At 70.5% G+C, this 22577-nt stretch carries 20 protein-coding genes; 4 read left to right on the top strand and 16 right to left on the bottom strand.

The annotated features are described in order from the left end of the window. Positions 1-268 precede the first annotated feature (268 nt). The gene (locus AB5I40_RS29935) at positions 269-2209 is read right to left on the bottom strand and encodes a DUF6779 domain-containing protein (RefSeq protein ID WP_370933608.1); all 1941 of its coding nucleotides are present in this window, start codon (positions 2207-2209) and stop codon (positions 269-271) included. 69 nt (positions 2210-2278) lie between these two features. Next, positions 2279-2731 (bottom strand): DUF3180 domain-containing protein, encoded by a 453-nt coding sequence (locus AB5I40_RS29930; RefSeq protein WP_370933607.1) that lies wholly within the window; start codon positions 2729-2731, stop codon positions 2279-2281. A 70-nt stretch (positions 2732-2801) separates the two neighbouring features. On the opposite strand from AB5I40_RS29930, the gene AB5I40_RS29925 reads away from it, so the two are divergent. Beyond that, positions 2802-3740 (top strand): MerR family transcriptional regulator, encoded by a 939-nt coding sequence (locus AB5I40_RS29925; protein ID WP_370933606.1) that lies wholly within the window; start codon positions 2802-2804, stop codon positions 3738-3740. A 116-nt stretch (positions 3741-3856) separates the two neighbouring features. Here AB5I40_RS29925 and folK read toward each other — a convergent pair whose 3' ends face one another. The 13 genes from folK to dacB all read right to left on the bottom strand — a co-directional run bounded on the left by folK (position 3857) and on the right by dacB (position 18412). Continuing rightward, positions 3857-4351: a 2-amino-4-hydroxy-6-hydroxymethyldihydropteridine diphosphokinase gene (gene folK / locus AB5I40_RS29920; RefSeq protein WP_370933605.1), complete on the bottom strand. Its 495-nt coding sequence runs from the start codon at positions 4349-4351 to the stop codon at positions 3857-3859. Further along, positions 4348-4707, bottom strand: coding sequence for a dihydroneopterin aldolase (gene folB, locus AB5I40_RS29915; protein WP_116206794.1), 360 nt, complete (start codon positions 4705-4707; stop codon positions 4348-4350). Before folB ends, folK begins: the two co-directional genes overlap by 4 nt. After that, positions 4700-5506 carry a dihydropteroate synthase gene (folP, locus tag AB5I40_RS29910; protein WP_370933604.1) on the bottom strand — a complete coding sequence of 269 codons (807 nt, stop codon included), beginning with the start codon at positions 5504-5506 and terminating at the stop codon, positions 4700-4702. Before folP ends, folB begins: the two co-directional genes overlap by 8 nt. 26 nt (positions 5507-5532) lie before the next feature. After that, entirely contained in the window at positions 5533-6150 is a 618-nt protein-coding gene (folE, locus tag AB5I40_RS29905) for a GTP cyclohydrolase I FolE (RefSeq protein WP_370933603.1), read from the bottom strand. Continuing rightward, positions 6119-8536 (bottom strand): ATP-dependent zinc metalloprotease FtsH, encoded by a 2418-nt coding sequence (ftsH, locus tag AB5I40_RS29900; protein ID WP_370933602.1) that lies wholly within the window; start codon positions 8534-8536, stop codon positions 6119-6121. Before ftsH ends, folE begins: the two co-directional genes overlap by 32 nt. A gap of 206 nt (positions 8537-8742) precedes the next feature. Then, positions 8743-9564: an ESX secretion-associated protein EspG gene (locus tag AB5I40_RS29895; RefSeq protein WP_370933601.1), complete on the bottom strand. Its 822-nt coding sequence runs from the start codon at positions 9562-9564 to the stop codon at positions 8743-8745. A 248-nt stretch (positions 9565-9812) separates the two neighbouring features. Continuing rightward, positions 9813-10616, bottom strand: a complete 804-nt coding sequence (locus AB5I40_RS29890) for an ESX secretion-associated protein EspG (RefSeq protein WP_043827135.1) — start codon at positions 10614-10616, stop codon at positions 9813-9815. Positions 10617-10695: 79 nt separating this feature from the next. Next, positions 10696-12111, bottom strand: coding sequence for a hypothetical protein (locus tag AB5I40_RS29885; protein WP_370933600.1), 1416 nt, complete (start codon positions 12109-12111; stop codon positions 10696-10698). A gap of 23 nt (positions 12112-12134) precedes the next feature. After that, entirely contained in the window at positions 12135-12503 is a 369-nt protein-coding gene (locus AB5I40_RS29880) for a hypothetical protein (protein ID WP_370933599.1), read from the bottom strand. A gap of 161 nt (positions 12504-12664) precedes the next feature. Then, positions 12665-13219: a hypoxanthine phosphoribosyltransferase gene (gene hpt / locus AB5I40_RS29875; RefSeq protein WP_037369179.1), complete on the bottom strand. Its 555-nt coding sequence runs from the start codon at positions 13217-13219 to the stop codon at positions 12665-12667. 3 nt (positions 13220-13222) lie between these two features. Continuing rightward, a complete protein-coding gene (gene tilS, locus AB5I40_RS29870; RefSeq protein WP_370933598.1) occupies positions 13223-14194 on the bottom strand; it encodes a tRNA lysidine(34) synthetase TilS in 972 nt (323 codons plus the stop codon). After that, complete coding sequence (locus AB5I40_RS29865; RefSeq protein WP_344266689.1) at positions 14191-15207, bottom strand: zinc-dependent metalloprotease; 1017 nt, start codon at positions 15205-15207, stop codon at positions 14191-14193. Before AB5I40_RS29865 ends, tilS begins: the two co-directional genes overlap by 4 nt. Positions 15208-15316: 109 nt before the next feature. Further along, the gene (dacB, locus tag AB5I40_RS29860; RefSeq protein WP_370933597.1) at positions 15317-18412 is read right to left on the bottom strand and encodes a D-alanyl-D-alanine carboxypeptidase/D-alanyl-D-alanine-endopeptidase; all 3096 of its coding nucleotides are present in this window, start codon (positions 18410-18412) and stop codon (positions 15317-15319) included. Between the two features lie 172 nt (positions 18413-18584). Between dacB and AB5I40_RS29855 the strand changes: the two genes are divergently transcribed. Continuing rightward, positions 18585-19103: an inorganic diphosphatase gene (locus AB5I40_RS29855; protein WP_009084318.1), complete on the top strand. Its 519-nt coding sequence runs from the start codon at positions 18585-18587 to the stop codon at positions 19101-19103. A gap of 57 nt (positions 19104-19160) precedes the next feature. Here AB5I40_RS29855 and AB5I40_RS29850 read toward each other — a convergent pair whose 3' ends face one another. After that, complete coding sequence (locus tag AB5I40_RS29850; protein ID WP_370933596.1) at positions 19161-20810, bottom strand: MDR family MFS transporter; 1650 nt, start codon at positions 20808-20810, stop codon at positions 19161-19163. A 204-nt stretch (positions 20811-21014) separates the two neighbouring features. Between AB5I40_RS29850 and AB5I40_RS29845 the strand changes: the two genes are divergently transcribed. After that, complete coding sequence (locus AB5I40_RS29845; protein ID WP_370933595.1) at positions 21015-21422, top strand: YciI family protein; 408 nt, start codon at positions 21015-21017, stop codon at positions 21420-21422. Continuing rightward, a complete protein-coding gene (locus tag AB5I40_RS29840) occupies positions 21419-22567 on the top strand; it encodes an RNA polymerase sigma factor (protein WP_370933594.1) in 1149 nt (382 codons plus the stop codon). The genes AB5I40_RS29845 and AB5I40_RS29840 overlap by 4 nt, the downstream gene beginning before the upstream one ends. Positions 22568-22577 lie beyond the last annotated feature (10 nt).

Below are 22577 nucleotides of genomic sequence, written 5' to 3'. Positions count from 1 at the left end.
GGCATTGGGTGCATCTGACGCACCCAATGCCACATTGGGGCGCTAACCAGCCCCCTCACCAACCGCAACCGATGCACCCACCCAAGGCGCCCACACCCCCCGCACCCCGATACGAAGCCAAAAACACGGCGCGGGGGTGCTTGTCAAGGCATCTTTCCCGCCTTGACAAGCACCCCCGCGCCGTAGTCACACTCAGCTTCGGGGTGCCCCACGCAACCACTCACGGCAATGTCGCCGCCAGGCGACGAGCCGAAACCCCGGACGAGAATCAATCCTCAGCCCGACGCCTCCGCCGAGGACTCCCCTCGGTCTTCCCATTAGCCGCAAGCAATTCCGTCACAGACCGCCCAGACGCATGGTGCCCGGTATCCGCAGCCCGCCGCCCATGCGAACCCTCTTCGCTCTCCTCCGCAGCAGCAGCCTCCCAAGCAGGAGGCTCCCCCTCAGGCCGCCGCCGACGCCCGCCCGAAACCGGAGCAGGAGCAGGAGCCGAAGCAGCCTCAGCCTCCGGACGACGACGCCGCCCTCCAGACCCACTCCCGACCGAACTCCGAACCGACTCCGGCAACGTCGGATTGACCGCATCCGCCCCCGGAGCCCCATGCCGCCCAGTAGGCGTGTCCTCAGCCAACGGCGACAAATCCGATCGGGAGAACTGCTCCAGCCGAGACGGCGCACGAGTCTGCGGCTCAGCCGCGGGCTCCTTCTCCACCACCGGTTTCTCCACCTTCTTCGGGGCAGGCTCAGCACGCCGATGCGCGACCGGCTCAGCAGGCCGGGAAATCGCAGTCTGCTCAGCAGCTTCCGGCCGCTCCTCAGCCCGCTGCGGAGCAGGCCGAGCCGCCAACCGAGGCACCGGCCGCTCTTCCTTGACCGGCGGCTCCGGCTTGCTCACCGGCGCGACGGTCCGAGTCGGCTGCGCCTCGGCAGCGGGCCGGCGAGGCGGCTCCGGCGCGTCGTTCTGCGGCCGAGCGGCCCGCGGCCCCTGGCTGAACGAACCACGAGCCCGCTCAGCCTCCCGCGGCAACGGCTCAGTCACATTCCGCTGCCCACGCTCAGCAACGTCCTGCTCAAACGCTTCCGGAATCACATGCGAACCGGAATCACCAGCCGAACGACGCTCGGCTTCATACGGCTCCGGCGCACGATCGCCACGCGGCTTCGGCGCACTCCCACGAGGACCGGCCTCCGGCGCACCACCGCGACCAGGCCGCTCAGCATGCGCTTCCGGCGCGCCATTCCGCGGCTCACGCGAAGCGAACGCGTCCGCCACACTGGCACGCCCCGGATGCGGGCCCGCGTCGGCACGAGGCACGAACGCCTCCGCCAAGTTGGCCCGAGGATCGCGGCCACCGCGCGGAGCCGGGCTCTCCGATTCGACGTCGTCCTCGAACGGCTCCGGCTCGGCAGGCGGTTCCGGGCGCTTCGGCTTCAACCGCGGCATCTGCTGGGTACGCAGCTGCGTCGACCGGTCGCCGTTCGGACCGGAACCGTTCAATCCAGCGGCGATCGAGCCATTCGCGCCGGAAGTCCCATTGGCGCCATTGGTCTTCGCGGCACCGTTGGCACCGCCGTTCACCGGCGGACGGCGCCGCTCCGCCGGCTTCGCGTCGAGCACCCGGTCCATGAATTCGGTCGGCCGCTCCGGAACATCGACCACCTGCTTCTTCGGAGCGAGCAGCTGAGCCGGTTTCTTGCCATTGCCGTTCTTGGTCTCGGAACCGGCGGAAACGAGCCGCTGCTCGTCGTTCAGCGAGCGCATCCGGGTCGCCTGCGCGGTGAGCGCGACGCGTTCCAGCAGCACCTCTCCGCCGAACAGCGAATGCAGGCTTTCGCGCAGCGCAGCCACTTCGGCACGCAGCGCATCCAATTCTTCGCGTGACTGTGCCTGCGCGGCCTCGCGCGTTTCCGTTTCGAGCTCGAGTTCGTACTCCCGCCGGGCCGCGATTTCGCGTTCCAGCTCCAGTTCGTACACCGCCTGCGCCTCGGCGGCCGCGTCCTCGCTGTGCGCCGCGTTCTTGCGGGCGCGAACAGCCAGGAAGGCACCGATCAGGGCAGCCCAGAGCGCCGCGACGATCCCGAGCCGGAGGTACCGGAGGTCGTCGCTCAGCACCAAAACCACGGTGGCGCCGACGGCGAGGAGCAGTCCGGCGACAAGCCACGGCCTGCCAGCGCGGCGGCCGTGCGAGTCGTCACCCACGCCAGTCATGCCTGACACCGTACCTTCCGGTGATCCGAATGAGACCTAGTCGGTACTTCGAGCGGCGCCATCGACGCGTTAACCGGTCGGGGACCGACGGTCCTCCGGCGGCGTCCGGCAGCAGTGCTCGAGCCACAAAGCGGCAGCTACGAGCAGCGCCGACGACACCGCCCCGACGACCGCCGACTTGCTGTCCGAGACCGCGGCGACGAGTTCGTCACGTCGCGGGAAAACATAGAGGAACGCGGCGATCCAGCCGCCGCCGAGAAACGCCCCGGCCAACGAAGACGCCTTCGCCAGCGCGACCGCCCGCGCGATCCCGACCGCGTCGCCGTGGACCCGGCCCGACTTGATCCGCGACCGGATCGACAGCGCCAGTCCGGCCTCGGCGATCGCGAGCACCGCGAAGGTCACCCCGGCGAGCAAGGGCAGCTGCGGCAGATCGCCGTAAGCGGCCTGGAACAGCACGTAGACCGCGGCGAGGCCGAGGACCGCGGCCACGACCAGGTCCCGGGACCGCGTGAAGTGCATGACTCCACCGTACCGAGCCCGTTCTGGCAGGCTTGACTCTCCAGCGACTGGAGACTCCACGATGCCTGACATGCCTGCCACCACGGTCTTCACGATCGGCGAACTGTCCCGGCGCACCGGGCTGCCGGTGAAGACCATCCGGTTCTACTCCGACGAGGGCCTGCTGCCGCCCACGCAGCGGACCGGAGCCGGCTACCGGCTGTACGACGCGCACGCGCTCGCCCGGCTGGAGCTGGTCCGGACGCTGCGCGAGCTGGGCATCGGCCTGCCTGACGTGTCCCGCGCCCTGGCGCGCGAGACGACGGTGCGCGACCTGGCGACGAGCCACGTCGACGCTCTGGACGAGCAGATCCGGCGGTTGCGGCTGCGCCGCGCGGTATTGCGCGCGGTGCTGAAACGGGATTCCGAGCTGGAGGAAGTGAAACTGATGAATCGCATCGCCCAAATGCCGGACGAGGAACGCCGCCGTTTGGTGGACGAGTTCTGGTCCGAAATGATGGAGGGGCTCGATGTCGATCCCGAGTTCTACGCGCGAATGCAGTCGGCGAAACCGGATCTTCCGGATGATCCGGCTCCGGAACAACTGGAGGCCTGGATCGAGTTCGCCGAACTCGTGCGGGACCCCGAGTTCCGGCAGTCCATCCGCACGATGAGCGAGCGGCATTCGGCCACGCGGGAAGCGGGCGAGTACGAGCAGCCGACGAAGGCCCAGCAGGAAAACTGGGAGGCCTGGATGGCCGATGCCCGGTCCGCGCTCGACGCGGGCCACGCACCGGACTCCCCGGCCGGACGGACGCTGGCGGACGCGATCGCGACCGCCTCGGCTAGGCCGGACCAGGACCCGGCCGACCCGGCGGTCCGTTACAAGATGGCCGACGGAATCGCCGTGGGCGCGGATCCGCGCGCCGAGCGGTACTGGCAGCTGCTCGCGACGATCAACGGCTGGCCCGCCATCCCGAGCAGGCAGGACGAGATCCAGTTCCTGCTGGCGGCGCTGCGGGCCTCGTGAGTGCCCAAGCCGGTGAGAACCGGCCTAGCCACTCACCAGGCCCACGCGCTCAGCACGCCTCGTGGCCAAGCTGACGCCTCGTGAATGGCAATTCCGGTGAGAACCGGCCTAGCCACTCACGACAGGGTGAGGTCGGGCCGCAGGACGACGCCCGCCCGGTCTGCTTCCGGCAGCTGGGCGAGCAGGTCGGCGGCCCGGCCGTGCCCGGGAACCTCGGCGTCCGGGTCGATCTCGAGCCACGGGATCAGCACGCTCGCCCGGTCCGGGGTCCCGGGGTGCGGCAGGAGCAGCTCCGGATCGTCGGAGAGCACGCCCTGCACTGTCACTATGTCGACATCCAGCGTCCGCGGGCCCCAGCGCAGTTCGCGCACCCGGCCCGCCGCCTGTTCGGCAGCCTGCCCGGCGCGCAGCCACGCCCAGTGGTCGCGCGCCGGGTCGTCGACGATGCACAGCGCGTTCAGGAAATCCGGCTGGTCCTCGACGCCCCAGGCTTTCGTCTCGTACACCCCGGACACCGCGACGAGCGCCGGGCGCACCGCATCGACCGCGCTACGCAGGTAGCCGAGCCGGTCGCCGAGGTTAGAGCCCAGCGACAGGACCGCGCGGCTCACCGCTCCCGCCGGATCGTGACCGCGACGTCGTCGAAGGTCAGCGGAATTGGCGCGGCCGGCTTGTGCACGGTGACCTCGACGGCGGTCAGCCGGTCGTCGCGCATGACCTCGTCGGCGATCTTCCCGGCGACGCTCTCGATCAGGTCGTACGGCTCCCCGGCGACGATCCCCGCCGCCAGCTCGGCCAACTCGCCGTAGTGCAGCGTCTTGGTCAGGTCGTCCGACGCCGCGGCGGGCCCGAGGTCGAGCCACGCGACGATGTCGATGCCGAATTCCTGCCCGTCGCGCTTCTCGTGGTCGAAGACGCCATGTCGGCCGAACACGCGCAACCCCGTGAGCGTGATGCGGTCAGCCATCGGCCCGTCCTTGCTGCCAGGCCGCGGCCACCGCCACGGCGTCCAGTGAAGCCCCCACCTCGTGCACCCGCACACCCCAAGCACCCGCCGCGGCGGCCAGCGCCGAGATCGACGCGGTGGCGACCTCGCGGCCGTCCGGCGGCCTCGGCACTCCGTCCTTTCCGGACAGCAGCCGGCCGAGGAAACGTTTGCGCGAAGCACCCACCAAAACCGGGAAACCCAAGTCCAGCAACGAATTCAGCCCGTGCAGCAACGCCCAGTCGTGCTCGGCGTGCTTCGCGAACCCCAGGCCCGGGTCAAGCACGATCTCGCTCTCGGCAACCCCGGCCGCGATCGCCTCGTCGACCCGCTCCAGCAGCTCGCCGCGCACCTCGGCGACGACGTCGGCGTACGTGGCCAACGCGTTCATGTCCTTGCTGTGCCCGCGCCAGTGCATCAACACCCACGGCACCTTGGTCTCCGCCGCGACCCGTCCCATCGCCGGATCGGCGAGCCCGCCGGACACGTCGTTGATCACCTTCGCACCCGCCGCCACCGCGGCTTCGGCGACCGCGGCCCGCGTGGTGTCGACCGACAGCACGACGCCTTCGGAAGACAGCTGCCGGATCACCGGCAGGATGCGCGCGGCCTCGGTCTCCGCGTCGACCCGCGAGGCGCCCGGCCGCGTCGACTCGCCGCCGACGTCGATCAGGTCCGCGCCGCGCGCCCACATCTCGCGCGCGTGCTCCAGCGCCTGGTCGAGGTCGAGATACCGGCCGCCGTCGGAGAACGAATCCGGCGTCACGTTCAGCACGCCCATCACGGCGCACCGCCCCGGCCGGGGAATCACCGGCGCCCCCGGATCAGCTCGATCGCCTCGGCGCGCGACGTCGCCGACGACCGCAGCATCCCGCGCACCGCCGACGTGGTGGTGCGCGAACCGGGCTTGCGGATCCCGCGCACCGACATGCACAGATGCTCCGCCTCGACGACCACGATCACCCCGCGCGGCTCCAGCCTCCGCACGAGCGCGTCGGCGATCTGCGAGGTGAGCCGCTCCTGCACCTGCGGACGCTTGGCATACAGGTCGACGAGCCGAGCCAGCTTCGACAGGCCGGTGACCTTGCCCTCGCCGTTCGGGATGTAGCCGACGTGGGCTACGCCGTGGAAGGCCAGCAGATGATGTTCACAGGTCGAATACATCGGGATGTCCGTGACGAGCACGAGCTCCTCGTGCGATTCGTCGAACGTCTTCGCCAGCACCTCGTCCGGATCGGTGTAGAGGCCGGCGAACATCTCCCGGTAAGCACGAGCGACCCGGGCCGGGGTGTCCTGGAGACCGTCCCGATCCGGGTCTTCGCCGCAGGCGAGCAGCAGCTCGCGAACGGCGCGCTCCGCCCGGTCCTGATCGAAGACCGGGCGGATGCCGTCTTTACCGCTTGTCTGTTCCGTCGTCGACGTCACGCCGATGCTGCCCCTCGTCCGGCTGCTGGCCGTTCGCGCCGTCGGCGAACCAGCCCTGCTCACGCGGACGGTCTTCGGCGGGGCGCCACGGCTGCTGGCCGCCCGGGGACGTCGCCGGGGTCCAGCCCGGAGGCGCCCCGTAGTTCGGCGGTCCGCTCTGCGCACCGCCAGGGCCACCGGGCTGGTAGCCGCCGCCTGCCGGACCGCCCGGCTGCTGCTGACCACCATACGGCTGGCCCCAGCGGCCGGCACCGTTCGGCCCGCCGGTCGGACGGCCGCCGTTGGCGGGCGGGGCGTACGGGTTCGCGTTCGGGTCCGGAGCCTGGTACGGCGGGCCGCCGGGAAGCTCGCCGGCACCCGGAGCCGTGCCGACCGGGGTCGGGGCGGGCTGCAGAGCGGGCTTTTCCTTCTCCGGAGCGGGCGGGGGCCACGGCTCGCCGCGCTCCATCGCCAGCTCGCCCGGGGTCTTGATCGGCGGCTTGTCCGACGGCGTGCGCTCGCCGAACTCGTTGAAGACGGTGATGTGCGGGCGCTTCTCGACGGTCGCGAAGATCCGCTCGAGGTCCTTGCGCTGCAGCGTTTCCTTCTCCAGCAGCTCCATGACCAGGTTGTCGAGCACGTCGCGGTAGGTGTTGAGCACGTGCCACGCCTCGGTGTGCGCGGTCTCGATGAGCTTGCGCACCTCCTCGTCGATCTCGTGCGCCACCTCGAGCGAGTAGTCGGCCTGCCGTCCGGCGGACCGGCCGAGGAACGGGTCGCCCTGCTCCTGGCCGTACTTCACCGCGCCCAGCCGCGCGCTCATGCCGTATTCGGTGACCATCGCGCGGGCGATCTTCGTCGCCTGCTCGATGTCCGAAGACGCACCGGTGGTGGGCTCGTGGAAGACGAGCTCCTCGGCCGTGCGGCCGCCCATCGCGAAGACCAGCCGGCCGATCATCTCCGACCGGGTCATCAGCTGCTTGTCGTCCTCGGGCACCAGCAGCGCGTGCCCGCCGGTACGGCCGCGAGGCAGGATCGTCAGCTTGTACACCGGCTCGATGTCCGGCATCGCCCACGCGGCGAGCGCGTGCCCGCCCTCGTGGTAGGCCGTGATCTTCTTCTCCTTCTCGGAGATGATCCGGCTCTTGCGCGCAGGACCGCCGACCACCCGGTCGACCGATTCCTCGAGCGCGACGTCGGTGATCACGTGCCCGTTCTCGCGGGCGGTGAGCAGCGCGGCCTCGTTCAGCACGTTGGCCAGGTCCGCACCGGACATGCCGACGGTGCGCTTGGCCAGCCCGGTCAGGTCGGTGCCCTGCGCGATCGGCTTGCCCTTGGCGTGCACCTCGAGGATCGCCTTGCGGCCGAGCAGGTCCGGCGCGGACACCGGGATCTGCCGGTCGAACCGGCCAGGGCGCAGCAGCGCCGGGTCGAGGATGTCCGGACGGTTGGTGGCCGCGATCAGGATGATGCCGCCGCGGGCGTCAAAGCCGTCCATCTCGACCAGCAGCTGGTTCAGCGTCTGCTCGCGCTCGTCGTGGCCGCCGCCGAGGCCGGCGCCGCGCTGGCGGCCGACCGCGTCGATCTCGTCCACGAAGATGATGCACGGCGCGTTCTGCTTCGCCTGCTCGAACAGGTCGCGGACGCGCGACGCGCCGACGCCGACGAACATCTCGACGAAGTCCGAACCGGAGATCGTGTAGAACGGCACGCCCGCCTCGCCCGCGACAGCACGCGCGAGCAGCGTCTTGCCGGTACCCGGCGGCCCGTAGAGCAGGACGCCCTTCGGGATCTTCGCGCCGAGCGCCTGGTAGCGCGCCGGGTTCTGCAGGAAGTCCTTGATCTCGTACAGCTCTTCGACCGCTTCGTCAGCGCCCGCGACGTCGCCGAAGGTCGTCTTCGGCATGTCCTTGTTGAGCTGCTTCGCCTTCGACTTGCCGAAGTTCAGGACGCGGTTCCCGCCGCCCTGGGCGTTGTTCATCATCCACATCAGCAGGCCGAGCACCAGCGCCAGCGGGATCGCGAAGATCAGGATCTGGGTCAGCAGGCTCTGCTGGGTGACCTTGGTGGAGAACTTGATCGGATGGTTCGCCTGGTTGTCGACGTTCGCACCGAGGAGCTCTTTGTAGATGTCGTCGGTCGCGCCGCCGGGGAACTGCGCGACGACCTTGTCGGCCTGCTGGCCGTCGATGTCGATCGGCTGCGTGAGCAGCAGTTTGAGCTGCTGCTCCTTGTCCTCGAGGCTCGCTTCCTTGACGTGGCCGGCCTTGACCTGCTGCATCGCCGTGGAGATAGGAGCCTGGGTGTAGCCACGATCGCTGTCGAAGATCGTGTTGTAGGCGAACAACGCCAGCAACCCCGCGACGATCCACAGCAGTGGGTTCCTGAGCACGCTCTTCCGGTTCATACGACTCGGCCCTTGCGGCCTCGACCCTCCCTGGTTGGGCGGCTCTTGTGATACCCGCCATCGCGATCTTGACAACCCGCGGGCGCCGCAGGGCACCCGTCCCACCAGGGTACCGTCCGGTCGGGCGGGGAAGCCTGGCGAGCCTCTCGCAGGTCAACGGCCAATCCCGCGCGAGGGTTCCCGTTCCGGGACGACACGTCACCCGGCTATCGGCCCTCGACCGCCACTGAAGCCACCATTTCACCCAGCCTGCTCCGCAGCGTCGCCGGGTCCGCCGGGGCCACGGTGACCCATTCGCGGCCGTCCGAACCCGCCCTCGACAAGCTCAAATACCGTCCGGTGGCGGTGTCGAACCAGCCGAGAACCCGGGACCGCTGCCGGTGTCCCAGCTGGGATCGGCTGTTCGCTGCGAGCTGACCGCCGCGCAGCCGCGGCTGGCCCGCGATGAGCCCGTACGTTTCGCGCGGGTCGACAGTGGCGCGCTCGCTGAGCGACTGGCGTTTCGCCCGCCGTCCGCCCTTTTCCTCGGGCTGACCGCCGCCCGCGGCCACCGGCACCCGGATCGGCTGAGTGTGCAACGCCTCGTCCAGCGGAAGCGTGACCGACGCCTCACTGCCGCGCGGGCCACCCGGCAGCAGTTCGACGATCGTGGACACCAGCGCGTCCGGCTGAGTCTCGCGCAGCCAGATGCCGTCCGCGTCCTGGATCGCGACCACGCCGGTGCGCTCGTCGCCCGCGGCGAGCAGCGCGACCGGATGCGCCTCGAACTGCGGGATGTGCAGCGCGTCGATGGAGTGCGGGGCGCGCGCGAGCAGCGTCAGCCAGTCTTCGACGTCCGGCTCGAGCCTGCCGCGGGAATCGCGGACGCCGCGGGCTTTCAGCTCGGTGTCGACCCGGTGCCGCAGCGACACGCGCTCGTTCTCGGTCGCGCCGTGCGAGCGCACGCGCAGCGGGTAGGGCAGCTCGCCCAGCTCGGCCGACTCCCACAGGAAGTCGAATGCCAGCGGCGAGAAGAACTCTTGGTGCATCCGGTGCTGCTCACCCTCCGGTCAACGATTTCCCCGGCCCAGCGTAGCGCCGGATCGGCAGTGTTCAAGCGCCCCAATGCCGCTTTGGGTGCATCCCGCGCACCGAAAGCGGCGTTCGGTGCGTCCCGCGCACCGAAAGCGGCGTTGGTTGCGTCGGATGCACCCAATGCCGCATTGGGGCGGTTTCAGCCGAGCGGGAGCCGGGGCTGGTCAGCGCGGGTCAGTCAAAGCGAGTCAGGCGGTGCGGGTCAGAACGCGCCCGCGCTGGCCTGGTCGGCCACCCCGGCGAGCATTTCGCCGAGCCGGTGCCGCAACGTCGCCGGGTCGGCGGGGGCGATGGTGATCCAGTCGCGTCCGTCGTGGCCCTGGCTGGCCTGTGTGAAGTACCGGCCGGTTTCGGTGTCGAACCAGCTCAGCACCGTCGACCGGCTGCGCCCGCCGAGCCGGTTGCGGGCGTTCGCGCCGATCTGGCCGCCGCGCAGGCGCTGCTGGGCGTGCAGCCGGGCGAGTGCCTTGCGGTCCTCGTCGACGCTCGCGCGGCCGGAGGCGTCGACCTGGTTGCCGCGCCGCTGCATGAAATCCACTCCGGACGCGCCGACCAGCTGCTCCAGCGGCACGGTGATCGACTTTTCCGTTCCGCGCGGAGCGCCCGGCAGAAGCGAAATGATCGCCGTGGCCAGTCCGTCCGGCGCGCACGGGTGCAGGTGCAGCCCGCGCTGGTCCTGGACGGCGAACAGGCCGTCGCCGTTCGCGCTGCCCGCGACCGCGAGCAGCGGTTCGCCGTTCGGGTCGAGCAGCTGGACGGTGTCGAGGCTGACGTCCGGCGAGGCGAGGATGCCGAAGTAGTCCTCGACGTGCGGGGCGGGCCTGCCGCGATCGTCGGCGAGCCCCCGGTCAGCGAGCGCGCCGAGCGTGCGCGTGCGCAGCGCCGAGCGCTCGTCCATCGTCGCGCCGTGCGAACGGATCCGCAGCGGATACGGCAGCTCGCCCATCCCGGCCGACTCCCACAGGAAGTCCACCTCGATCGGCGCGAGCAGCTCCGCGTTCGGCATCGACCAACCCCCTACCCCGAGTGTTTGCGAACGCTCGCGGGCGCGTGACCGGTCCGGTCACGCGCCCGCGAGCACTGCGTCAGTTGTCGTCGTCCGACCACGCGCCGATGACCGGCGGCGGGGTGGCTTCGTTGGCCCCGAACGCGTCGTCCGGGTCCGGCTCGATGAGGAACGAGGCGTGCGTGTGCTCCTCGTCCTCCTGGCCCGCGCCGCCGTGCGCGCCCGCACCGCCCATGCCGCCCATCGGGCTCATGCCGCCCTGGGACTGGCCGATGGTGCCGCCCGCCGGGACCACGCCCTGCTGCTGCGGAGCCGCCGACGCGGCGCTCTGCCCGCTCTGGTGCTCGGACGCCGCGGAGGTCTTGCCTTCCTCCTCCTTGCGCGAACCGCTGCGGTTGCCCTCGCCGAGCTTGCCGCCGGCGAGACCGGCGCCCGCGCCGATGGCGCCGAGGCCGAGCGCGGAACCGAGGCCGCTGCCGCCCGTGCTCGCGGGAGCGGCCGGGGCTGGGGCCGCGCCGACGCCGGAACCGACGCCGACACCCGTGCCCACGCCGGTGCCGCCGGCGAGCGCGCCGCCCTCGAGACCGGAGGTGCCGTACTTGCCCGAGTCGGCCGAGACGTGCGCCGGAGCGCCGTGCCCGGCGACACCCGCGCCGCCGACCGCGCCGTGCGCGCCGACCGTGCCGAAGCTGCCCGGGGAGCCGAGCGCGCCCGGACCGTCCGTGTGGCCGATGTTGTTGACGTTGGTGAACGAGTTGCCGTTGAAGTGGTTCGCGGTCGGCTTCATGCCGAGCGAGTCCGGGCCGAAGCTCGGGGTCGAGCCGTCGACCTCGGTCATCGCCTGGGTGTAGGCGTTGAAGAACGCGACCTGCTGCGCCTTGACGTCGTTCGCGGCGTCCGCCTGCGCCTTCTGGTCCGCGGCCAGCGCGGCCGGGCCGCCCGCGAGCGCGGCCGTCATGGCCTGCTTCGGGTCGTAGTCGCGCGGGGCCGGCATCTTCTTGACCTCGGCGGCCGCGGCGGCCTGCCGGGCGAGCTTGTCGGCCATCGTGTGCGCGGCGTCAGAGGCCTGCGTGCCCGAGTTGGCGATCGCCACGAGCGCGCCCTGCGCACCCGCCGCGCCCTGGCCGACCCAGGCGTGGCCCAGTTCGGTGATCGCGTTGTACAGGTCGTCGGACGCCTGCTTCAGCTCGGTGCCGTGCTTGGTCCAGTGCTGCCCGGCGGACTCGGCGGTGCCCGGGTCGTTGTCGGTGGTCGCGCCGACGTAGAGCTGGTGGCTTTCCTGCGACTGCCAGTTCGGCGGGTTGCCGATGGCGCGGTCGCCGCCGATCTCGAAGCCGCCGGAGCTGCTGCGCGCGGACGACACGATGTCGTTGGTCGCCGAGTTCGGGCCCATCGCGACGACGGAGCCGGGCGCGGGAGCCGAGGACGAGGTGCCGTAGCCGGAGGTGTTGTAGCCCGAGCCGTCCGGGCCCGAGGTGTTGGTGTTCGGTGCCATGACTGCGTGATCCCCCTAGGACGTCAGGCCTTGTTGCGGAACGGGTCGCCGGCGGACTGGTCGATCTCGTGGTAGCGGGCCATCGCCGCGACGATGCCTTCCTCCGCCGCCTGGTACTGGCCGAGCAGGTTCTGCAGCGCGGACGAGTAGGAGTCGCCGCCGCCGTCGGCGCGCTGCACGAACTTGGTCGCCATCGCCTTGCCGACCGGGTTCGCGCCGAGCTTCGGCGGCTGCGCGAGCGTGCCCGCGCTGTTCAGGAGGGCTTCGATCGCGTCCCGCCCGGTCCGGATCTTCTTCAGCACGGTCTGCGCGGCGTCCGGGTCGATGCCGACCTGGCCGTTGACAGCGGCGTTCTTGAACGCCGCGGCATCCGCCGAGCTGTTGTTGCCCATCTGCCCTCTCTCCGTTCCCCCGCGCGAGGACCAGCCCGTCGGCTGGTGTCACTCGTCCGCATGGCAATAGGTCTTCGCATAGGTTAACGCACCTGGTCGAGCCCTATGACGCGATTTCGGGCTTCCGGGTTCCGTACCTGAAAGGATTACCGCGAACCGGACTAACCGGACGTGTAGACGTGCGGATCGAGCGTGCCGATGTAGGGCAGGTCGCGGTAGCGCTCGGCGTAGTCGAGGCCGTAGCCGACGACGAACTCGTTGGGGATGTCGAAGCCGATGTACTTCACCGGCACCTCGACCTTCACGGCTTCCGGCTTGCGCAGCAGCGAGACGACCTCGAGCGAGGCCGGGTTGCGGCTCGCCAGGTTCTTCAGCAGCCAGGACAGGGTGAGCCCGGAGTCGACGATGTCCTCGACGATCAGGACGTCGCGGCCGGCGATGTCGCGGTCGAGGTCCTTCAAGATCCGCACCACCCCCGACGACGAGGTCGACGACCCGTAGGACGACACGGCCATGAACTCCAGCTGCGTCGGCACCGGAAGCGCCCGCGCGAAGTCGGTCATGAACATGACGGCGCCCTTGAGGACGCCGACCAGGAGGAGGTCGCCCTGGCCGTTTTCCGGGTGGTCCGCGGCGATCTTCGCCGCCAGCTCCGCGATCTTGTCTTTGATCTGCTGCTCGGTGATGAGCACGGAGGCGATCTCGCCCTCGTACACGGGTCATTCCCCTCGGGTGGTGGGTTCGGGTCCGGCAAGCGAAAGCCTGCCACGCCGCCGTCGAGCCTCCAAGTTGCCCGGCAGCCAGACCCCGCCCTGCCCCCGCCAGCGGGCCACGAGCGCGTCGACCGACCGCAGGTGCGCGTCGGTCAGCTCGCGGACCCCGGAGTCCAGCAGCCACCTGCGGAGAACCCGTCTGCGCAGCGCAGCGGGCTCGGCCGCGAGCACGGCTACGTCGAGGTCGTCTTCGCGGGCCGCGCGCTCGTGGACGCGCGCGGCGAGTGTGTCCAACGCCTCGGTGTCTTCGCGCAACTGTGCGGCCGTACGGGCTAAAGCTGGAGCGACTCCACCCGACAGCACGTCCTCCAGGAGTGGCAGTGCTTCCGTACGCAGCCGTACACGAGTGAAGCGGGGATCGGCGTTGTGCGGGTCTTGCCACGGCTCTAGGCCGAGTTCTGCACACGCCGCAACGGTTTGCGCGCGAGTGATGCCAAGCAGCGGACGGCCCCACGGCGGATCGTGCGGACGCATTCCGGCCAGCGACCGCGGTCCGGAGCCACGGCCTAGACCGAGCAGCACCGTCTCGGCTTGGTCGTCTTGAGTGTGACCGAGCAATACGAGCCCTTCGCCGTTTGGCAACGCTTCGCGAAGCGCGTGGTACCTCGCAGCGCGCGCGGCTGCTTCGGGACCGCCTTTGCCTACGACGTGCACAGCGTGCACCTCGACGACGTCGATGCCGACGCCCTTCACGACAGTCGCCGCTTCGGCGGCTACGACGGCTGAATCGGCCTGAAGGCCATGGTCGACGACGAGAGCCCGCGTACGGACGTCTCGATGCCGAAGGACGTACGCCGTCGCTTCAGCGAGCGCTAGGGAGTCCGCGCCGCCCGACACCGCGACGCACACTTCGCCGGGAACAGCGACCGTCGCGAGGAAATCGCGAACCGCTGTCCGGACCGCGGCGAGCGCACTCACCCGTGCAGTCGCCGCACCCAGGCCGCGGGGTCGGCGATCTCGGCGCGGGTCGGCAACGTGTTCGGCGAGCGCCAAACCTTGTTGAACCCGTCCATCCCGACCGCGTCGACCACGTGCCGCGTGAACTTCGCGCCTTCCTCGTACTGGCGGATCTTCGCGTCGAGCCCGAGGACCGCCCGCAGCAACCGGTCGAAAAGCCCGCCGCCCTGGCGACGCGCGGTGAACCGCGCCCGGATCTGTTCGACGCTGGGCACGACCTGCGGACCGACCGCGTCCATCACGTAGTCCGCGTGGCCTTCCAGCAGCGTGGACAACGCCAGCAGCCGGTCGAAAACCGAACGCTCCTTCGGCGACTGCAGCAACTCCGCGATGCCGCCGCCCTTGCCGCGGTTGCGCAGCGCGTCGGGCAGCCTGCCGACCAGTTCGGCCAGGCCGTCGGTGGAACTCTCCGCGAGCCCGGACACGAGCCGTTCGACCTCGTCGGCGAAGTAGTCGCGCAGCCACGGCACCGCGGTGAACTGCAGCCGGTGCGTGCACTCGTGCAGGCAGACCCACAGCCGGAAATCGCGCGCGGGCACCTTCAGCGCGCGTTCGGCGGCCACCACGTTCGGCGCGACGAGCAGCAGCTCGCCCTTGTTCTCCTCGCCGCCGAACGGGTCGTACTGGCCGAGCACGCGAGACGCCAGGAACGCGAGCAGCAACCCGGTCTGCACGCCGGCGCCGGACGCCAGGATCGGCCCGAGCGGACCGCCTTGCGCCGCGGGCAGCGCGCGCCCGGTGAGCACGCCGAGACCGGACGCCGCGGACCGGACCCAGCCGGGCCGGTCCACCACGGTGCCGGGCAGCAGCGGCAGGTCGAGGCCGAGGCCGGTCAGCTCGCGGACGTGCCCCTCCGCCTCGGCGGTCAGCTCCCGCAGGTCGACCACCGCGCGATCGGCCTCGCCGCGCGCGACCTGCGGGCCGCCGCGCACCAGCAGCGCGCCGGTGGCGGCTGCCCGGTCCCAGTCGACCATGGGCCGCCGTCGGGTCTCGGTTTCCTGGCTCACCCCTCCGACGCTACCTTCCGGCCCGGAATTGTGGGCAGCTCAGCCGAGCGGGTTCAGCGAGTCGGCTCAGTGCCGGTTACTTGCAGCCGCAGCCCCGCAACGCCGTCGCCAGCACGTCGAGCGCCGCCTGTCCCGAGTTCTTCTCCGAGCCGTTGGACATGAACGCGAAGGCGAGCACGCGGTTGTCGCTGTCGAGCACATACCCCGCCAGGGTGTTGACGCCGGTGAGCGTGCCGGTCTTGGCCCGCACCCAGCCCCTGCCCCCTTGGGTCTGGTCCGAGTGATACCGGCCGTGCAGCGTGCCTTCCGGGCTGCCCGCGACCGGAAGACCGGCCAGCAGCGGACGCAGCTTCGGCGTGTTCGGGTCCTTGCCGTCCGGACCGGCCGCCGCCGCGAGCACCTGCGCCAGCAGCCTGGCGGGCACCTTGTTCTGATTGGACAGTCCGCTCGTGTCGAACAGCTGAAGGCCGTTGACGTCGAAACCGTGGTCCGCCAACACCTTCTTCACCGCGGCGGCGGCACCGGCGAACGACGCTTCCCCGCCGGTGGCCATCGCGACCTGGCGGCCGAGCGAGTCGGCGAGCACGTTGTCGGAGATCTGCAGCAGCGCGTACGCGAGGTCGGGCAGCGGAGCCGACTGGACTTCGCCGAGCACCTTCGCACCGTCCGGAGCCTTGGCGGCACCGGCCGGGCTCGCGCCGAGCTTGTCCGCGACGAGCTGGGTGAGCGCGGTCCCCGGGTTGCCCGAGCGCATGGTCTCGTCGACCTTCGGGTTGCCGCGTCCGCCGTCGGTCATGGCCGGGACGATCGGAGCGCCGTACAGCGACGGCGCGTCGCCCGGCTCCCAGCCCGGCGCGGTGTTCGGGCCGCTGAAGGCGCTCGCGTCGAGCTGGACCTTCGTGACGTTGCCGCCGGCCTTCTTGACCTGGTTGACGAGGTCGTCGACGTGCGCCGCGCCCGGGTAGAGCGGCGAATCGGTGCCGACCGGCAGCGCGGTGAGCGACGGGTCGCCGCCGCCGACGATGACGACCGTGCCCGGCTGCGCGCCCTGGACGATCTTGGTGGAGATCCGCTTCGTCGGCTCCATCGCGAGCAGTGCGGCGGAGACGGTGAGGATCTTCGTGGTCGACGCCGGGGTCAGCGGCGTGTTCGACGCGTGGTCCCACAGCACCGTGCCGTTGGCCGGATCGATCACACTGCCGCTGAGCTGGGAAAGCGCCGCCGCACCGGCCGGACCGGACAGCTTCGAGGCGACGCCGTTCGCGGACGGTCCCTGCGCCGAGGTGTCCGGGCCGTGCAGCGCGAGGCTGGCGTCGGACGGGTCCGGTTCGCTGCCCTTCGGCGCGTTCGGCGCCCACGGCAACCCGAGCCGGTTGGACACGGCGGGCACGGCCGACGCGCCACCCGCGGCGGCCAGCAGAAGCAGCACGACGAGCGCCAGGATCAACGCCTTCCGGCGTGGCTTCTTCCCTTCGGGACGAGGCGCGTCGTCCTGCGGCGGGATCGGCCCGGCCCCGGCGGGAGGCTCCGGGGGTTCCGCGGCATCGCGCGGCGGAATCTGCTCCGGACCTGGGCGTTCCGCGAAGCCTTCGGCCTGCGCGGGAATGCCGACGGTCGCCTCCGACGGCCCCTGGTTCGCGAAGCCCTCGGGCGGCCGGGGGATCCCGACGGTCGCCTCAGCCGGGAACTGGCCACCGGCCGGATCGATCCGCATCGGCCGCACGTGCCCCGCGCCCGCGGGCGGGACAGTGCCGGGCTGCGGTTCGGGCAGCCCGGGACGGACCGGGATTTCGATCTGCTGCGACCACGGTTCGGAGCCGGATTCGTTGCGGCCTGCCCGCGACTCGTCTGCGGTGCGGCCGGGCTGCCCCTGGTTGGAGCTGGCGGCCCAGTTTTCCCGCGACTCGTTCCCGGCACGGCTGGGCTGCCCCTGGTCGGCAGCCCAGTTTTCCCGCGACTCGTTCCCGGCACGGCCGGGCTGCCCCTGGTCGGCAGCCCAGTTTTCCCGCGATTCGTTCCCGGCTCGGCCAGGCTGCCCCTGGTTGGCCCAGTTTTCCTGGGATTCGGCTCGGCCGGACTGGCCCGGGTTGAGCCGGGCGGCGGCGGATCCCGGGACCGGGCCGGAGTCGCCACGGAAGCCGGTCCGGTTCGCTTGCGATTCCTCGCCGGTTCGGCCGGACTGCGCCTGGCCGGAGCCACCGGCTTCACCCCGGTAACCAGTCCGGTCGTCCCCGCCGCGACCCTGCTGAGCAGCGATGTCGCCCCGACTGGACTGAGCCTGACCAGCGGTGCCGGATTCGCCGGAGCCGGAGTCGTTGCGGAAGGCGCCCCAGCCCTCCTTGGGCGGTTCCTCCCCCTGCTCGTCCCGCGCGACGATCGGCCGGAACGCCGCCCAGCCCTGGCTGTTGTCGCCCGTTCCCGGCGTTTCGTCCCGGAACGCGGCGAACTGCCCCGGCTTGCCCGCGGGCTCGCCGGAAGCAGGCTGATCGGACTGACCAGGCTGGCCGGACTGGAACGGATTCCACCCCTGCCCGTCGCCCGAAGAACCAGACCCAGCGGGCTCGAACAGCGAGTTCCCCGGCTTCCGCGCGGCCTGCCAAGCGGGCGAGGAATCCTGCTGCTGACCAGGCGAAGCATTCGGCTGCGCACGGACCGTTTGCTCCGCAGCCCCCTCCGCGGACGGCTTCCGCTGCTGCTGCGAAACCTGGAAGGTCTTCTCCGCCGCCCCCTCCGCGGATTCGACCGTCGACGACTGCACCGTCGCCTCAGCGTCCGGACGACCAGCGTTGTCCCCCGGCCGAGGCACCCCGGCCACGAACCTGGTCGGCCCTTCCACCGGCACCCACGGCGCCTGCGGTTTCGGCTCCTCAGCGCGGCCGGACGGCGTGGGCACCGACGTGCCGCTCATCCGATCGGCGAGGTTCGACCGGGGCGGTTCCGGCGGCGCGACGGGAGCGTCCGAGGGCGCGTTGAGGCCGGGCACCTCCTCGGGCGGGACGTTCGGCCGGAACCACGATCCCGGCCCGTCTCCCGGTGTGACGTTCGGCACGGAAAGCTGCGCGGTGGCTCCCGCGTCGCGCTTGGGCAGGGGGAGGCGGGAGGTCGCCCGGTCCGCCTGGGACGAGGTGTCCTCGTCGCCCGTGGGCCACCTCGGCTGGTCGTTTTCCGGCACCCACCACTCCTTCTCACCCGCCCCCGGAGGGGCCAAGGTCACATGCCGTCTGGCCGACATCGGCGCGACCCGCCGACGGGGCGTAGTCCACACTAGTGACGTCAACGAGGTCATTAGGTTGCCGCCCACGAGCGCGTGGGACACCGAGAGTCAAGAAGCAGCGAGGACGGCCGTGGAATTCGACGTCACGATCGAAATCCCCAAGGGGGAGCGCAACAAGTACGAGGTCGACCACAAGACCGGTCGGATCAAGCTCGACCGGACCCTGTTCACCGCGACCCAGTACCCGGCCGACTACGGCTTCATCGACGACACGCTCGGCCAGGACGGCGACCCGCTGGACGTGCTCGTGCTGGTCCAGGAGCCGACGTTCCCCGGCTGCCTGATCCGCTGCCGCGCGATCGGCATGTTCCGGATGACCGACGAGAAGGGCCCGGACGACAAGGTCCTCGCCGTCCCGACGAACGACCCGCGCCTCGAGCACCTGCGCGACATCCACCACCTGAACGAGTTCCACAAGCTCGAGATCCAGCACTTCTTCGAGGTCTACAAGGACCTCGAGCCGGGCAAGAGCGTCGAGGGTTCGTCCTGGGTGAGCCGCGCCGAGGCCGAGTCCGAGATCGCCCGCTCGTACGAGCGCGAGAAGGACCGTCTCGCCAAGGAAGAGATCAACGGCGAAGAGCACCACTGAGCCACGTAAAAAAGGGCCGTCCACCTGCCTGGTGGACGGCCCTTTTTTACTTCCCGGTCAGCCCGCGAGGGCCAGTTCGCCCGCTTCCTGCTCGGCGCGCTGCTCCATCGCCGACTTGTCCGAGAGCGGCTTCTCCCGCAGCAGCCAGACCAGCGCGAACCCAACAGTCAGCACCGCGCCGCCGATCAGGAACACCGTGCTCATCGAGCTGGAGAACCCTTCCAGGATCGGCCGGGCGAGCACCGGGTCGAGCTTCGACAGGAACGAGGTGTCGTTCACGTCGAGGCCGCCGCCTGCCAGCTGCCGGGCGAACTCCGGGTGCTGCGCCAGCGCCGCGGTGTAGGCCGGGGAGGCCATCGCCGAGCGGACCGCCGCCGCGATCCGGTCGCCGACCGTGCTGAACAGGATCGACAGGAACACCGCGGTGCCCGCCGTGCCGCCGATCTGCCGGAAGAACGTGACCGACGAGGTCGCGACGCCGATGTCCCGGGGCGAGACGTCGTTCGTGGCGGCCAGGGTCAGCGTCTGCATGGTCGAGCCGAGGCCCAGTCCGAGCACGAACGCGATGGCCATGACCACGCCGAGCGCGGTGTCCACGCCGATCATCGAGAACGAGTACACCGCCGCGGCCATCAGGCCGAGTCCGGCGACCGCGAAGCCCTTGTACCGGCCGGTGCGGGCGATGATCCGCCCGCTGCCGAGGCTCGCGACCATGATCCCGAGGGTGAGCGGCAGCATCTGCAGCCCGGCCTGGGTCGGCGTCGCGCCCTTCACGATCTGCAGGTACAGCGGCAGCGACATCATCGCGCCGAACATCCCGATCCCTTGGATCACCGTGACCAGCGTCGACACCCGGAACACCCCGTTGCGGAACAGCCGCAGCGGCAGCAGGGCGGCGTCGCCCATCCGGCGTTCCTGCAGGATGAACAGCACCACGCCGAGCGCGCCGACCAGGTACATCGCCAGCGACGCGGGCGATCCCCAGCCCCATTCGCGGCCCTGCTCGGCGACGAGCAGCAGCGGCACGAGGCCCAGCGTCAGCGCGCCGGCGCCGAGGAAGTCGACCTTCTGGTCAACCCGGGTGTGCGGGAGGTTCAGCACCTTGCTCACGACGACCAGCGCGGCGAGCGCGATCGGGACGTTCACCATGAACACCCAGCGCCAGCCGGTGAGGCCGGCGAACGAGTCGAGTCCGGCGAAGAATCCGCCGACGACCGGGCCAGCGACGCTCGAGACGCCGAAGACGGCCATGAAGTAGCCCTGGTAGCGGCTGCGTTCCCGCGGCGACGTGATGTCGGTGATGATCGCCAGCGCGAGCGACATCAGACCGCCGGCGCCGAGGCCCTGGAACGCGCGGAACGCGGCCAGTTCGTACATCGATCCGGCCATCGCGCTCGCCAGCGAGCCGGCGAGGAACAGCGAGATCGCGGTCAGGTACATCGGCTTGCGGCCGAAGAGGTCGGACAGCTTGCCGTACAGCGGTGTGGAAAGCGTCGCGGTGATCAGGTAGGCGGTGGTGGCCCAGGCCTGCAGGCTCTGTCCGTGCAGTTCGTCGGCGATGGTCTTCATCGCCGACGACACGATGGTCTGGTCGAGGGCCGCCAGGAACATGCCGAGCATCAGCCCGGACAGAACCGTGAGGATCTGCCGGTGTGAAAGCCGTCCGTTCGTGGTGGCGCCCCCTTCCGCAGTGGCGGTGTCGCTCATGGTGGTCTCCCTCAGTGCCGGGGTACTTGCTTGTATCCCTCAACTACTTGCTCGTCACAACTGTTCCCGAAAAGCTTGCATTCATCAACCAAATATCGTGTGACGCTAATCTCTCGCCGGGCGATGTCGAGAACGAGCGACCGGCTCCGTCCCTGGCGCGAACGTGACGGCAAGGAGCCGCCACCAGCACGGAGGAGAACCACAATGGCCAAGTACCTGCTGCTCAAGCACTACCGCGGCGCGCCGGCTTCGGTGAACAACGTCCCCATGGACCAGTGGACGCCCGAGGAGGTCACCGCCCACATCCAGTACATGCGCGACTTCGCGGACCGGCTCGTGGAGACCGGCGAGTTCGTCAGCGAGCAGGCGCTGTCGCCGGAAGGAACCTGGGTCCGCTTCGACGGCGAGGGCCGCCCGCCGGTCACCGACGGTCCGTTCGCCGAGACCAAAGACGTCATCGCGGGCTGGATGATCATCGACGTCGACAGCTACGAGCGCGCGATCGAACTGGCCGGCGAACTGTCCGCGGCTCCCGGCGCGGACGGCAAGCCGATCCACGAATGGCTCGAACTGCGTCCGTTCTACGGCGTCACGCCCTCGGTGACCGAATGAACGAGGAGTTGCTGCGGGAACTCGTGCCCGCGGTGATCGGCATCCTCGTCCGGCGCGGAGCGGACTTCGCGTCGGCCGAGGATGCCGTGCAGGAAGCGTTGATCCGCGCGCTGGACGCGTGGCGGGAAGATCCGCCGCGCGACCCGAAGGCGTGGCTCATCGCTGCCGCGTGGCGCCGGTTCCTCGACGCCACGCGATCGGAATCTTCGCGGCGGGGCCGGGAAGTGGCGATCGACGCCGAGCCGCAGCCCGGTCCGGCGTCCGCAGTGGACGATTCTCTGCAGCTGTATTTCCTTTGTGCACACCCGTCTTTGACGCCGTCGTCGGCCGTCGCGCTCACCTTGCGCGCGGTCGGCGGGTTGACCACGAAGCAGATCGCGCAGGCGTATCTGGTGCCGGAAGCGACTATGGCGCAACGGATCAGCCGGGCCAAGAAGACGGTGTCCGACGTGCGGTTCGACGCGCCCGGAGACGTCGCGACCGTGCTGCGCGTGCTGTATCTGGTGTTCAACGAAGGCTACTCCGGAGAACTCGACCTCGCCGCCGAAGCCATCCGGCTGACCCGGCAGCTCGCGGCCGGTTTCGATCATCCGGAAGTGGCCGGTCTGCTCGCGTTGATGCTGCTGCACCACGCGCGCCGGGCCGCGCGGACGACGCCGGAAGGCAGCCTCGTTCCGCTCGCCGAACAGGACCGCAGTGCTTGGGACACCCGGCTGATCGCGGAGGGCGTCGACATCCTGCAGGCGGCGCTGGCCCGCGACCAACTCGGCGAGTACCAGGCCCAAGCCGCCATCGCCGCGCTCCACGCCGACGCTCTCGCGGCGGAGGAAACCGACTGGGTGCAGATCGTCGAGTGGTACGACGAGCTTCTCGCGCTGACCGACAGTCCGATCGTCCGGCTGAACCGGGCGGTCGCGGTCGGCGAGGCGGACGGGCCTCGTGCTGGGTTGAAGGCGTTGGCGGAGCTGGACGACAAGCTGCCGCGGTACCTCGCGGTGGCGGCCTACCTGCACGAACGCGACGGCGACCTGGTCACGGCCGCCCGGCTGTACCGCGAAGCGGCGGGGAAGGCACCGAACCTCGCCGAGAGCGAGCACCTGACGCGCCAAGCCGCCCGCCTCAACACCCAGCTGAAAAGCTCGTGAGTGGCGATCA

This window comes from Amycolatopsis sp. cg13 (assembly GCF_041346965.1).
GTDB lineage: Bacteria > Actinomycetota > Actinomycetes > Mycobacteriales > Pseudonocardiaceae > Amycolatopsis.
Note: the sequence above shows the minus strand (reverse complement) of the source record. Positions and strands in the feature narration are given on the sequence as shown.

Bases quoted from the DNA above. Each gene is read 5' to 3' on its own strand.
- AB5I40_RS29930 (WP_370933607.1), bottom strand. From the start codon at position 2,731: ATGCACTTCACGCGGTCCCGGGACCTGGTCGTGGCCGCGGTCCTCGGC.
- AB5I40_RS29890 (WP_043827135.1), bottom strand. From the start codon at position 10,616: ATGCCGAACGCGGAGCTGCTCGCGCCGATCGAGGTGGACTTCCTGTGG.
- ftsH (WP_370933602.1), bottom strand. From the start codon at position 8,536: ATGAACCGGAAGAGCGTGCTCAGGAACCCACTGCTGTGGATCGTCGCG.
- AB5I40_RS29895 (WP_370933601.1), bottom strand. From the start codon at position 9,564: ATGCACCAAGAGTTCTTCTCGCCGCTGGCATTCGACTTCCTGTGGGAG.
- AB5I40_RS29885 (WP_370933600.1), bottom strand. From the start codon at position 12,111: ATGGCACCGAACACCAACACCTCGGGCCCGGACGGCTCGGGCTACAAC.
- folP (WP_370933604.1), bottom strand. From the start codon at position 5,506: ATGGGCGTGCTGAACGTGACGCCGGATTCGTTCTCCGACGGCGGCCGG.
- AB5I40_RS29865 (WP_344266689.1), bottom strand. From the start codon at position 15,207: ATGGTCGACTGGGACCGGGCAGCCGCCACCGGCGCGCTGCTGGTGCGC.
- AB5I40_RS29840 (WP_370933594.1), top strand. From the start codon at position 21,419: ATGAACGAGGAGTTGCTGCGGGAACTCGTGCCCGCGGTGATCGGCATC.
- AB5I40_RS29880 (WP_370933599.1), bottom strand. From the start codon at position 12,503: ATGGGCAACAACAGCTCGGCGGATGCCGCGGCGTTCAAGAACGCCGCT.
- AB5I40_RS29850 (WP_370933596.1), bottom strand. From the start codon at position 20,810: ATGAGCGACACCGCCACTGCGGAAGGGGGCGCCACCACGAACGGACGG.
- AB5I40_RS29845 (WP_370933595.1), top strand. From the start codon at position 21,015: ATGGCCAAGTACCTGCTGCTCAAGCACTACCGCGGCGCGCCGGCTTCG.
- folB (WP_116206794.1), bottom strand. From the start codon at position 4,707: ATGGCTGACCGCATCACGCTCACGGGGTTGCGCGTGTTCGGCCGACAT.
- AB5I40_RS29925 (WP_370933606.1), top strand. From the start codon at position 2,802: ATGCCTGCCACCACGGTCTTCACGATCGGCGAACTGTCCCGGCGCACC.
- AB5I40_RS29935 (WP_370933608.1), bottom strand. From the start codon at position 2,209: ATGACTGGCGTGGGTGACGACTCGCACGGCCGCCGCGCTGGCAGGCCG.